Consider the following 12,918-nt stretch of genomic DNA (forward strand, 5'->3'; position numbering starts at 1 on the left):
CGATTTAAGAGGCGGCATCTTTGTCTACGGGTAATTTGGATTTCGAACAGTTCCGGGTCTTCCTGGAAAAAGCCTGTGGCATTTTGCTCGGTGAAAACAAGCAGTACCTGGTCTCGAGCCGTCTCAACAAACTGATGGAACAGCAAGGCATCAAGTCCCTGGGTGAGCTGGTCCAGCGCATCCAGACCCAGCCGCGCAGCGGTTTGCGCGAGATGGTGGTGGATGCCATGACCACCAACGAAACCCTGTGGTTTCGTGACACCTATCCGTTTGAAGTTTTGAAGAACAAGGTGCTGCCCGCCGCGATCAAGGCCGCCCCTGGCCAGCGTCTGCGGATCTGGTCGGCGGCGTGTTCGTCGGGTCAGGAACCGTATTCGCTGTCGATGTCGATCGATGAGTTCGAGCGCGTGAACATGGGCCAGTTGAAGATGGGCGTGCAGATCGTTGCCACCGACCTGTCCGGCACCATGCTAACCAACTGCAAGACCGGCGAGTACGACAGCCTGGCCATCGGTCGTGGTCTTTCGCCCGAGCGTCTGCAGCGTTACTTCGACCCGAAAGGGCCGGGGCGCTGGGCAATCAAGGCGCCGATCAAGAGCCGGGTGGAGTTTCGCTCGTTCAACCTGCTGGACAGCTACGCGAGCCTCGGCAAGTTCGACATCGTGTTCTGCCGCAACGTGCTGATCTACTTCTCCGCCGAGGTTAAGAAGGACATCCTGTTGCGCATTCACAGCACGTTGAAGCCAGGCGGTTATCTGTTCCTCGGTGCTTCCGAGGCGCTGAACGGTTTGCCGGATCATTACCAGATGGTCCAGTGCAGCCCGGGGATCATTTACCAGGCGAAGTGATTCGTTGGCGTCATCAAAAAACGGGAGTCCTCAGGGGCTCCCGTTTTTTTTGCCCACTGATTTCCCAAGTCCACCGTCATCCCCCTGTGGGAGCGAACTGTGGCGAGGGGGCTTGCCCCCGTTGGGCTGCGAAGCAGACCTAAAATCTCTGATGTAGCAAAAATCCTGTGAGTGCTACGCACTCAAACGGGGGCAAGCCCCCTCGCCACAGTCCGCTCCCACAGGGGGAAGTGGTGTTCTTTCGACCGTGATAAGCGGCAGAAAAGCGGCAGGCGGCGGAAATCGGTTGCCGCTTTTCTGGCATTGCCACGTTGCCACTGCCCGCAAAGCCCCGGTTTACGGGCTTTTTTCAATTGGCACGGCGCTTGCTATGTCCATGTTACGAAAAATCAGGTCACCCGAAGGTTTCCGACATGAGCATCAGCTTCGATAAAGCGCTCGGTATCCACGAACAAGCCCTGGGCTTCCGCGCTCAGCGTGCCGAAGTCCTGGCCAACAACATCGCCAACGCCGACACCCCGAACTACAAGGCTCGGGATCTGGACTTCTCGAAAGTGCTCGCCGAGCAGAACGAGAAGACCAAGGGCGGCACTTTCGCCTTGAACAAGACCAACAGCCGTCATATCGAAGCCGAAGGCCTGGGCAATGGTGACGAGTCGCTGCTGTATCGCACGCCGATGCAACCGTCGATCGACCAGAACACCGTGGACGCCCAGCTGGAACAGTCGAACTACGCGGAAAACGCGGTCAACTTCCAGGCCAGCTTCACCCTGCTCAACAGCAAATTCAAAGGGCTGGTATCAGCCCTTCGTGGAGAGTAAGTCATGTCCCTAGCCAGTGTTTTCAACATTGCCGGTAGCGGCATGAGTGCCCAGACCACTCGCTTGAACACCGTCGCCAGTAACATCGCCAACGCCGAGACCGTCTCGTCGAGCATCGACCAGACCTACCGTGCACGGCACCCGGTATTCGCCACCATGTTCCAGGGCGGCCAGAGCGGCGGGAGCGACTCGCTGTTCCAGAACCAGGACGCCGCCGGTCAAGGCGTGCAAGTGCTGGGCGTGGTCGAAGACCAGAGCAACCTTGACGCGCGCTACGAGCCGAACCATCCGGCGGCCGACGCCAAGGGCTACGTCTACTACCCGAACGTCAACGTGGTGGAAGAAATGGCTGACATGATTTCCGCGAGCCGTTCGTTCCAGACCAACGCCGAAATGATGAACACCGCCAAAACCATGATGCAAAAGGTCCTGACCCTAGGTCAGTGATAAGGGGCGACTCAGATGAGTGTTACTGATACCACCAGTGGTTTGAGCCTCAAGGACATCCTGGCCAACTCCTCGATCAAGACCAACACCAGTGCCGACGGCCTGGCGTCGGCGACGAACAGCGCCACCGGCAACAAGGCACTGGGCAAGGACGCGTTCCTGCAGTTGCTGGTAACGCAACTGAAAAACCAGAACCCGCTGGAACCGCAGGACAACGGCGAGTTCGTCGCCCAGTTGGCCCAGTTCAGTAGCCTGGAAGGCATCACTACGCTCAACGATACCGTCAGTGGCCTGGCGAGCAATTACAGCTCGTCCCAGGCGTTGCAGGCGTCGTCGCTGGTCGGGCGTTCGGTTATTGCACCGGCCGACAAAGCGGTGGTCGATACCTCCAAGAGTTTCACCGGCACCATTGCCGTACCGTCGTCGGTGGACCCGGTCAAGGTCAAGATCACCGATGCCGATGGCAAGGTTGTCCGCACTATCGACCTGGGCAGCCAGGTCGCCGGTACTTCCACTTTCATCTGGGACGGCAAAAACGACGCAGGCGAAGTGGCCAAGGCGGGTCCCTATACCTTCAACGCTACGGCGACCTACGACGGTAAGGCGACCTCGCTGGTGACGTACCTGCCGGCCACCGTCAACAGCGTGACCATCAGCCAGACCGGCGGTGAGTTGATGCTGAACCTGGCCGGGCTGGGCAGCATCGCCCTGTCCAAAGTACAAACTATTGGTATGTAGAGCCGACTAACACGGCACAAAGGAGTGGAATATGTCTTTCAATATCGGCCTTAGCGGTCTCTATGCAGCCAACAAACAACTGGACGTGACTGGCAACAACATCGCCAACGTCGCGACCACCGGTTTCAAATCGTCCCGTGCGGAATTCGAAGACGTTTACTCGGCCACCAAGCTGGGTTCCGGCAGCAAAACCATCGGTAACGGCGTGCGCCTGGCCAACGTTTCCCAGCAGTTCACCCAGGGCGACGTCAACAACACCGGCAACGTGCTGGACATGGGCATCAACGGTTCCGGCTTCTTCGTGCTGAGCGAGAACGGTTCGATGTCCTACACCCGTGCCGGTACGTTCAAGGTCGACAAGGACGGTTACGTCACCAATAGCGATGGCTCTGCGCGTCTGCAGGGTTATGGCGTGGATGCCAATGGCAAGATCCTCAATGGCGTTTTGACTGACCTGCGCATCGATACGTCGAACCTGGCGCCAAAAAACACCTCCACGGTTTCGTCGACGATCAACCTGAACTCCACAGCCCCCATCATCAACCAGACTACCAATCCGTTTGACCCGTCCAAGGAAGCGTCCTTCACCAAGCAGTTCAGTACCCCGATTTACGATACCCAGGGTAACAAGCACATCATGGACCAATACATGGTCAAGACTGCTGACAACACCTGGAAGACCTACACCCTGATCGAGGGTCGCAACCCGGATGGCAGCGATCCTACTCTTGCCGCTTCCCTTCCAGTCGCTTCGACCATGAACTTCGACAGCGCCGGCAAGCTGACTTCGGTCACCACACCGGTTGTTCCTGCGACCGTTCCGCCATCCGTGGTAACCAGCCCTGACCTGAAGGTCACCGGCTGGATTCCGGGTACCGTGACCAATGGCACGTGGACAGCCAACGGCGCTGCCTCCGGCGTCGTTACGGTCTCCATGGACAAAACCACGCAGTACAACGCTGACACCGCGCGTTCGATTCCTTCGCAGAACGGCTACGCCACCGGCCAGATCACCAACCTGACCATCGACACCAGCGGTGTGATGCTCGCCAACTTCAGTAACAGCCAGACCAAGCCCATCGGCCAGATCTCGCTCGCCAGCTTCACCAACGAACAAGGTTTGCAACCGATAGGCGGCACCAGTTGGAAAGAAACCTATGCGTCGGGTATCCCGGGCTACGATGCGCCGAACACCGGTACTCTGGGTGAGATCAACTCCAACTCCCTGGAAGAGTCCAACGTCAACCTGACCAATGAACTGGTCGACCTGATCAAGGCGCAGAGCAACTACCAGGCGAACGCCAAGACCATTTCCACTCAAAGCACCATCATGCAGACCATCATTCAGATGACCTGATGCGGGTTGGCTGAAAGCGCTGCACAAAGAGCCCCTCGCAAGAGGGGCTTTTTTATGGCTGCGATCTTTTGATCTTGAAAAGCAGGCAAAAGAAAACCCCCGACAATCCAGAGGACCGATCGGGGGTTATCCAGGTAAGCGCCTTGCGGCGCCTACCGGCTCAGCTTATCGGCATCATTGGCAAGCTTCGCAATCCGGCTCGTCGATGGCGCAAGCCTTCGGCACTGGAGCAGGGCCGGCAGGCGCTGCCAGGACCGAATCTTCACCGTGGTTGCCGCCGCTGGAAACAGCGTTCAGCTTGCCGGTGTTGATGGTCGACTTCTCGGTGCTGGTCGCGGCCAGGGCACGGAGGTAGTAAGTGGTTTTCAGGCCACGGTACCAGGCCATGCGGTAAGTCACGTCCAGCTTCTTGCCCGATGCGCCAGCGATGTACAGGTTCAGCGACTGAGCCTGATCGATCCACTTCTGACGACGGCTTGCCGCGTCAACGATCCACTTGGTGTCCACTTCGAAGGCGGTTGCATAGAGCTCTTTGAGTTCTTGCGGGATGCGCTCGATCTGTTGCACCGAACCGTCGTAGTACTTCAGGTCGTTGATCATGACCGAGTCCCACAGACCGCGAGCTTTCAGGTCGCGAACCAGGTACGGGTTGATCACGGTGAATTCGCCCGACAGGTTCGATTTCACGTAGAGGTTCTGGTAGGTCGGTTCGATCGACTGCGAGACGCCAGTGATGTTGGCGATGGTCGCGGTCGGTGCGATGGCCATGATGTTGGAGTTACGAATGCCTTTCTGAACGCGGGCACGAACCGGTGCCCAGTCCAGGGATTCGTTCAGGTCAACGTCGATGTACTTCTGGCCACGTTGCTCGATCAGGATCTGTTGCGAATCCAGCGGCAGGATGCCTTTGGACCACAGCGAACCCTGGAACGTCTCGTAGGCGCCGCGCTCGTCGGCCAGGTCGCAGGAAGCCTGGATCGCGTAGTAGCTGACCGCTTCCATAGACTTGTCGGCGAACTCGACGGCCGCGTCGGAACCGTAAGGAATGTGCTGCAGGTACAGCGCGTCCTGGAAGCCCATGATGCCCAGACCGACCGGACGATGCTTGAAGTTGGAGTTCTTCGCTTGTGGCACCGAGTAGTAGTTGATGTCGATAACGTTATCGAGCATGCGAACGGCGGTGTTCACGGTGCGTTCCAGCTTGGCGGTATCGAGCTTGCCGTTGGTGATGTGGTTCGGCAGGTTGATCGAGCCCAGGTTGCAAACGGCGATCTCGTCCTTGTTGGTGTTCAAGGTGATCTCGGTGCACAGGTTCGAGCTGTGAACCACGCCGACGTGCTGCTGCGGGCTGCGCAGGTTGCACGGGTCTTTGAAGGTCAGCCATGGGTGGCCGGTTTCAAACAGCATGGACAGCATTTTGCGCCACAGGTCTTTGGCCTGGATGGTCTTGAACAGCTTGATCTTGCCCGGGTACTCGGACAGGGCTTCGTAGTACTCGTAACGCTCTTCGAAGGCCTTGCCGGTCAGGTCGTGCAGGTCCGGCACTTCGGACGGCGAGAACAGGGTCCACTTGCCGTCATCGAAGACGCGCTTCATGAACAGGTCAGGAATCCAGTTGGCCGTGTTCATGTCGTGGGTACGACGACGATCATCACCGGTGTTCTTACGGAGTTCGATGAACTCTTCGATGTCCATGTGCCAGGTTTCCAGGTAGGCACAGACAGCGCCTTTGCGCTTGCCACCCTGGTTAACGGCGACGGCGGTGTCGTTCACGACTTTCAGGAACGGAACAACGCCCTGGGATTTGCCGTTGGTGCCCTTGATGTACGAACCGAGTGCACGAACCGGGGTCCAGTCGTTGCCCAGGCCGCCAGCGAATTTAGACAACATGGCGTTGTCGTGGATCGCGTGGTAGATGCCCGACAGGTCATCCGGCACGGTGGTCAGGTAGCAGCTCGACAGCTGTGGACGCAGAGTACCGGCGTTGAACAGGGTCGGGGTCGAGGACATGTAGTCGAAGGACGACAACAGGTTGTAGAACTCGATCGCACGGTCTTCTTTGTTCTTCTCTTCGATCGCCAGACCCATGGCCACGCGCATGAAGAAGATTTGCGGCAGTTCGAAGCGGATACCATCCTTGTGGATGAAGTAACGGTCGTACAGGGTTTGCAGGCCCAGGTACGTGAACTGCTGATCGCGCTCGTGGTTGATTGCCTTGCCGAGTTTTTCCAGGTCGAAGGTGGCCAGGACCGGGTTCAGCAATTCGAATTCGATACCCTTGGCGATGTACGAAGGCAGGGCCTTGGCGTACAGGTCGACCATTTCGTGGTGGGTCGCGCTTTCGGCGACTTCCAGGAAGCTCAAGCCTTCGGCACGCAGGGTGTCCATCAGCAGGCGGGCGGTCACGAACGAGTAGTTCGGCTCACGCTCGACCAGCGTACGGGCGGTCATCACCAACGCGGTGTTGACGTCGGTCAGGGCCACGCCGTCGTACAGGTTTTTCAGGGTTTCGCGCTGGATCAGGTCGCCGTCGACTTCTGCAAGGCCTTCGCACGCTTCGGTAACGATGGTGTTCAGGCGGCCCATGTCCAGAGGAGCAAAGGTGCCATCGGCGCGGGTGATGCGGATCGACGGGTGAGCGTTGACTGCTTCTTCGGCCGGTGCGTGGGCGGCGCGTTCTTTCGAACGACCGTCACGGTAGATCACGTAGTCGCGGGCCACTTTCTGCTCGCCGGCACGCATCAGGGCCAGTTCGACCTGGTCCTGGATTTCTTCGATGTGGATGGTGCCGCCCGATGGCATGCGACGCTTGAAGGTCGCGGTGACTTGTTCGGTCAGACGGGCAACGGTGTCGTGGATTCGCGACGAAGCGGCAGCGGTGCCGCCCTCAACTGCGAGAAACGCTTTGGTGATGGCGACGGTAATCTTGTCATCGGTGTAAGGAACGACAGTGCCGTTACGCTTGATCACGCGCAGCTGGCCAGGCGCGGTGGCAGACAGATCCGAAGTCGAATCAGCGGCCTGCGGCAAGGTGCCCTGCGGGTTCTCGCGAGTTGTGTCGGTTTGCATGGGGGGTTGTCTCCACATTCTCTATGTTTGTTTGGGCACCATCACGGTGCCCACCGTTCCGTCCTGAAGCACTACAACCGGCGAGGGGCCGGGCATACCAACTTCGGGACAGATCAGGAAGGGGCAATTGGGGCGCCGCTTCCATGCCGAAGTCTTTGGTCCCAGGCCTTGAACCTGAAACCGGGATCCTTTTGGGTGACAGAATTGACTGCAACACCCGTACCGTTAACGCCGTTTTCGGCTCAAAAACAGTAGCCATCCGCACGCGCGGTTTGGTCTTTCGAAAATACGTTTGGTTCAACCGGAAGGAGGCAATAAAAGCGCTTGAAATCGGTATCCGGTTTGTGTTTGGTTTTTGGCTTAAAACCCTACATGTAGGGTTTTTTTGGCGCCGGGGTACAAGATAATGCGTTTTGGGGGGTGTTGCAACGTACTACCTGTGGATAAACCTGTGCGTAAATTGTGTGTGAAACGTGGAACCGGCGTGTAGGCCGCGACCTAGCTGGAGCGGACCGTTTTTCACTGATTTTCAGCGATTGAAAACAGTCATTTGGATTTTTAAGGGCGCGAACCCTATCACAAAAATCCGGGTTGTCCGAACGCATTTACCGGCTTGTGTTCTTGGCGAGCGGCGTTTATACAATCGGCCAATGCAGATGCATTCTTATCCTCCCCTATCATTACAAAAAGACGGGCGGATCCTTCCTTATTAAGTGTTGTTGGCAAGCAGAGGTCACCGTGGAGCAAGAAGCCTGGCAGGTATTGATTGTGGAGGACGACCAGCGTCTGGCCGAACTGACCCGTGACTACCTGGAAGCCAATGGTCTGCGCGTTTCGATCGAGGGCAATGGCGCCTTGGCCGCAGCCCGAATCATCAAGGAGAAACCGGACCTGGTGATCCTCGACCTCATGTTGCCGGGCGAAGACGGACTGAGCATCTGCCGCAAGGTCCGCGACAAGTATGACGGCCCGATCCTGATGCTCACCGCCCGCACCGACGACACCGATCAGATTCTTGGCCTGGACCTGGGCGCCGACGACTACGTGTGCAAACCCGTTCGCCCACGTCTGCTGCTGGCGCGCATCCAGGCCCTGTTGCGACGCAGTGAAACCCCAGAAGTGGCGCCGGAAAAACAACGGCGTCTGCAGTTCGGTCCCTTGGTGGTCGACAACGCATTGCGCGAAGCCTGGCTGAACGACAACGGCATCGAGTTGACCAGTGCCGAGTTCGACTTGCTCTGGCTGTTGGTCGCCAACGCCGGACGCATCCTGTCCCGGGAAGAGATTTTCACCGCACTGCGCGGCATCGGCTATGACGGCCAGGACCGTTCCATCGACGTGCGCATCTCGCGCATTCGCCCGAAAATCGGCGATGACCCGGAGCATCCGCGGCTGATCAAGACCATCCGCAGCAAAGGTTATCTGTTCGTTCCGGAAGCCTGCACGCTGTGAACTCGATCTTCCTGCGCATCTATGGCGGCATGTGCGCGGCGCTGATTCTGGTCGCGGTACTCGGCGTGCTGGCCTTGCACCTGCTCAACCAGGTGCGCGGTGAGCAATACCGCGAACGCCTCGCCCACGGCACGTTCTCGCTGATGGCCGACAATCTGAACCCGATGAATGAAACCGAGCGCCACCGTGCCTTGCTGGTGTGGGAGCGGTTGTTGGGGATTCCTCTGGCACTGAAGACCTTTGCCCAAACCGACCTCGACCTCACCCAGCGCACCCGCGTGCTGCGCGGTCAGGCGCTGGTGGAACAGACCGGTCCGCATGCGGCGAAGGTTTACCGGTTGGTCAGCGACAAGGAACAGCTGGTGCTGACCGGCGAAGTTCAGCAGATCAGCGAACAACTGGCCCGGGCGACTATTTACCTGCTGGCCGATGAACTGGTGCGCTACCCGGTGGCCGAGCAACCCGAGCGGCTGGCGCAGTTGAAGCGCGATAAAGGGTTTGGTTTCGACTTGCGGCTGGTGAAGGTCGAGCAGGCGGACATGGACGAGGATCAGAGTCGCCGGGTGTCTGAGGGTGACACGGTGATGGCGCTGGGCAAGGGCGGCGATTCGATCCGGGTGTTTGCCGGCATGGTCGGTACGCCGTGGGTGCTGGAAATCGGCCCTTTGTATCAGATGAATCCTTATCCGCCGGAGTGGCTGGTGCTGATCGCCGCGCTGGGTTTGAGTCTGATCGGCTTGATCGTCTATTTGTTGGTACGGCAACTTGAGCGCCGTTTGCGTGGCCTGGAAGCGGCCGCCACGCGCATCGCCAAGGGCAGCCTGGAAACCCGCGTGCCGGCACGCGGCGCGGACTCGGTGGGACGGCTGGCCTCGGCGTTCAACGGCATGGCCGAGCACTTGCAGCAGTTGCTGGCGATCCAGCGTGAGCTGGTGCGCGCCGTGTCTCATGAGCTGCGCACACCCGTGGCGCGGTTGCGATTTGGTCTGGAAATGATCGGCTCGGCCACCACGCCGCAGGCGTTGGAAAAATACTGTGAAGGCATGGACCACGACATCGAGGATCTCGATCGCCTGGTGGACGAGATGCTCACCTACGCACGACTGGAACAGGGTTCACCGGCGCTGAATTTTCAGCGGATCGATCTGGATGCGTTGGTCAATCAGGTGATCGAAGAACTGGCGCCGTTACGCGCCGAGGTCACGGTGCAGCGCGGTTTGTGTTTGTCCGCCGCTGACAACGACGACGCTTGGGTCGAGGCCGAGCCGCGCTACCTGCATCGGGCGTTGCAGAACCTGGTGAGCAACGCCATGCGCCACGCTCAATCACGGGTGACCGTCAGCTATCAGGTCGGGCAGCAGCGCTGTCGAGTGGATGTTGAGGATGACGGGCCGGGCGTGCCGGAAACGGCTTGGGAGAAGATTTTCACGCCATTCCTGCGCCTCGATGACAGTCGCACCCGCGCCTCCGGTGGGCATGGGCTGGGGTTGTCCATCGTGCGGCGAATCATCCATTGGCATGATGGCCGGGCGTTGATCAGCAAGAGCAAAAGCCTGGGCGGGGCGTGTTTTAGTTTGAGTTGGCCGAGGAATCAAGAGAAGCGGTGAGATCTGTGTTGAATGATCTGCCGCCATCGCGAGCAAGCTCGCTCCCTCATTGGTTCTATGCACCCCACCAATCCCTGTGGGAGCGAGCTTGCTCGCGATGAGGTCAGTACAGGCGCTAAAAAAGCTCAGGCCTTGATGCTGACCAGACTCAACAACTGCCCATCCACCACCCCAAACTGCGCATCCAACTCAGTGCCATTACGCCACTCGCTGGACAGATCCGTCAGCAACCGCAGCCGCACTTCACCGCCCTCGGTCCACTCCAACACTTCAGCGTGCTCGAAATAGAAGCGCTGCTGAACGATCGGATACAGCGCCTTGAACAGGCTTTCCTTCACCGAAAACGTCAGGGTCACCAGCATCGCCAACTGATCGCGACGGCCAGCGGTCATGCGTTGCAACTCGGGCGGGGTGAGGATTTCCCCGGCCAGTCGCTCGGCCCGTTCAGGGTTGAGCAGGTTTTCCAGGTCCATTCCCAGGCCGCGCCAGTGGGTTTTCTTCGCGACAATCGCCGAGGCCCGGCCGGTGCTGTGGGTAATCGAGCCCGTGATGTGCGTCGGCCATACCGGTGCCCGGTCCTCGCCGATGGCCGGGATGAAGTTCAGCCCTTCCAACTGTTGCAACGCAGCTCGAGCGCAAACCCGCCCGGCGAGGAACTCGGCCTGACGCTTGGCGACCGAACGCTGGATGGTGGGCGGCGGCTCGATGGCGCTGCGCTGGAAATCATCGCTGGCCAGTTGCGAGGTATCGAAGTGAGTGCTCAACAGCACCGTATCGGGCAGCGCAAACGGCAGCGGCCAATGGGCATCGAGTGGAGTGCAGCAGACGGGGAGGGCGGGGGCGCTATTCATGTGGGGCATTTTGCCGGGTTGCTCTCAGGCTGGGTAGTACAAAGCTTTAGATTGGCGGTGTGGCCATTCGCGAGCAGGCTCGCTCCCACACTGGATCTATGCAACACCGAAGATCCCCTGTGGGAGCGAGCCTGCTCGCGAAGGCCGCGCCGCGGTCTACCTGGTCAACCAAAAATCTTCTTGAAAAACGCCTGCATATCCGCCCAGGATTTTTCATCCGCCGCTTTGTTGTAGCCAATATCCGGCCCGGCATGATCGCCATGGCTCAGACGATCCGCATCAGGATTACTGAACCCATGCTTGGCACCTTCCAGGCTGACGAACGTGTAATCAGCCCCAGCTTTGTCCATCTCGGCCTTGAAGGCCGCAACGCTATCCGCCGTTATCATGCTATCCAGAGCGCCATGTTCGACGAGGATTTTTGCTTTCACGCTACCCGGTGTGGCAGGCGTCTTGGTCGCCAGCGCACCGTGAAAACTCACCACGCCCGCCAACGGCAAACCCTGACGTGCCGCATTCAGCACTACGCCGCCGCCGAAGCAATAACCGATGGCGGCGAGTTTATCCGGATCGGTTTGCGGCTGTTTCTTCAACAGATCGAGCCCGGCCTGGAAGCGGGCGCTGGACGCGGCACTGTCTTTCAACGCTGCCTGCATGAAGGCCATGGCGTCCTTGGGATGCTCAGTGTTTTTGCCATCGCCATACATGTCGATGGCCAGTGCGCTGTAGCCCAGACCGGCGAGGTCACGGGCGCGGCGCTTGGTGTACTCGTTGAGCCCCCACCATTCGTGCACCACCACAACGCCAGGTCGTTGGCCTTTAATAGCGTCGTCGTAAGCGTAATAGCCGATTAGCTTCGTGCCGTCGGGACTCTGATAGGGAATTTCCTGAGTCTTGATGGCTGCTTGAGTCAGCCCGCTCAAGGCCAGCAAAACGAAAGCGAGAAACATGCGCATGGTCGGATCTCCTGACAGAAAAGTCGTCAAAAACAACTGGGTCGATCTGGTTCAGCTTAGGTTCAGAGTGCGTTCAGGGGGAGTTCAGGGCCGGGTGAGTAACCTTGCCCCGTACCCAAATAGCACATAGCGCATAAGGAACTCTCCTATGACTGGCTTCAAAAAACTGCTTCTGGCTTTCACTGTCCTGAGCGCGAGTACCGCGGCTTTCGCTTCCGACGACAATTTCGCCAGCCTTACTTTTGGACAGACCAGCGACAAAGTCAAAAAGTCCCACGCCCTGAACGACAACCTCAACAGCCCGAACGCCGACGGCGTGATCGGCAAGGACAACACTTGGGGTGTGCGTCTGGGCCAGCAAAACAGCCAGGGCCGCTACTACGCCACTTACGACAACGTGTCGGGCTCGCACAATGGCATTAAACTGCGTCAGGAAAACCTTCTGGGCAGCTACGATCTGTTCTACCCGGTGGGCGGCAGCACCAAACTGTTCGGCGGCGCCACGGCCGGTTTAACCAAAATGACACAGGATTCGCCAGGTTTCAGCCGCGACAGCGACATCGGTTACGCCATCGGCGGCCAGGTGGGTGTCCTGCAACAGGTTTCGCAAAACACCTCGGTGGAACTGGGTTACCGTTACCTACGCAGCAACGCCAGCACCGAGATGAGCGAACGCGGTGGCAGCAAACAGGGTTCGCTGGACCTGACCAGCAGCGCCCAGACCTACCTGTCGGCGAACTACGCTTTCTAAGAAGCGCTGCGCAATCCCTGT

Annotated in this window: 11 protein-coding genes; 8 read left to right on the forward strand and 3 right to left on the reverse strand. The window is 58.9% G+C overall.

Translation table 11 applies throughout. The features are described from left to right. Window positions 1-20: 20 nt before the first annotated feature. The 5 genes from cheR to flgE all read left to right on the forward strand — a co-directional run bounded on the left by cheR (window position 21) and on the right by flgE (window position 4,211). Complete coding sequence (gene cheR / locus ACA056_RS06865; protein WP_008147958.1) at window positions 21-848, forward strand: protein-glutamate O-methyltransferase CheR; 828 nt, start codon at window positions 21-23, stop codon at window positions 846-848. A gap of 413 nt (window positions 849-1,261) precedes the next feature. Continuing rightward, window positions 1,262-1,669: a flagellar basal body rod protein FlgB gene (flgB, locus tag ACA056_RS06870; protein WP_497271438.1), complete on the forward strand. Its 408-nt coding sequence runs from the start codon at window positions 1,262-1,264 to the stop codon at window positions 1,667-1,669. A gap of 3 nt (window positions 1,670-1,672) precedes the next feature. After that, a complete protein-coding gene (gene flgC / locus ACA056_RS06875; protein ID WP_074879168.1) occupies window positions 1,673-2,116 on the forward strand; it encodes a flagellar basal body rod protein FlgC in 444 nt (147 codons plus the stop codon). A gap of 15 nt (window positions 2,117-2,131) precedes the next feature. Continuing rightward, window positions 2,132-2,854 carry a flagellar hook assembly protein FlgD gene (flgD, locus tag ACA056_RS06880; protein WP_497271440.1) on the forward strand — a complete coding sequence of 241 codons (723 nt, stop codon included), beginning with the start codon at window positions 2,132-2,134 and terminating at the stop codon, window positions 2,852-2,854. Window positions 2,855-2,885: 31 nt separating this feature from the next. After that, window positions 2,886-4,211, forward strand: coding sequence for a flagellar hook protein FlgE (gene flgE, locus ACA056_RS06885; protein ID WP_497271442.1), 1,326 nt, complete (start codon window positions 2,886-2,888; stop codon window positions 4,209-4,211). Between the two features lie 174 nt (window positions 4,212-4,385). On the opposite strand, the gene ACA056_RS06890 is transcribed toward flgE, so the two are convergent. Then, a complete protein-coding gene (locus ACA056_RS06890) occupies window positions 4,386-7,280 on the reverse strand; it encodes a ribonucleoside-diphosphate reductase subunit alpha (RefSeq protein WP_033055241.1) in 2,895 nt (964 codons plus the stop codon). A gap of 738 nt (window positions 7,281-8,018) precedes the next feature. Between ACA056_RS06890 and ACA056_RS06895 the strand changes: the two genes are divergently transcribed. After that, window positions 8,019-8,732 (forward strand): response regulator, encoded by a 714-nt coding sequence (locus tag ACA056_RS06895; RefSeq protein ID WP_046046510.1) that lies wholly within the window; start codon window positions 8,019-8,021, stop codon window positions 8,730-8,732. Beyond that, a complete protein-coding gene (locus tag ACA056_RS06900; protein ID WP_282482660.1) occupies window positions 8,729-10,339 on the forward strand; it encodes an ATP-binding protein in 1,611 nt (536 codons plus the stop codon). The genes ACA056_RS06895 and ACA056_RS06900 overlap by 4 nt, the downstream gene beginning before the upstream one ends. Window positions 10,340-10,464: 125 nt before the next feature. On the opposite strand, the gene ACA056_RS06905 is transcribed toward ACA056_RS06900, so the two are convergent. After that, the gene (locus tag ACA056_RS06905; RefSeq protein ID WP_497271445.1) at window positions 10,465-11,190 is read right to left on the reverse strand and encodes a 4'-phosphopantetheinyl transferase family protein; all 726 of its coding nucleotides are present in this window, start codon (window positions 11,188-11,190) and stop codon (window positions 10,465-10,467) included. 164 nt (window positions 11,191-11,354) lie between these two features. Then, window positions 11,355-12,146, reverse strand: a complete 792-nt coding sequence (locus tag ACA056_RS06910) for a dienelactone hydrolase family protein (RefSeq protein WP_497271447.1) — start codon at window positions 12,144-12,146, stop codon at window positions 11,355-11,357. Window positions 12,147-12,294: 148 nt separating this feature from the next. Here ACA056_RS06910 and ACA056_RS06915 point away from each other — a divergent pair, with 148 nt between their 5' ends. Beyond that, the gene (locus ACA056_RS06915; RefSeq protein WP_283181321.1) at window positions 12,295-12,897 is read left to right on the forward strand and encodes a hypothetical protein; all 603 of its coding nucleotides are present in this window, start codon (window positions 12,295-12,297) and stop codon (window positions 12,895-12,897) included. Window positions 12,898-12,918 lie beyond the last annotated feature (21 nt).

It is taken from the genome of Pseudomonas sp. LBUM1666, assembly GCF_059695775.1.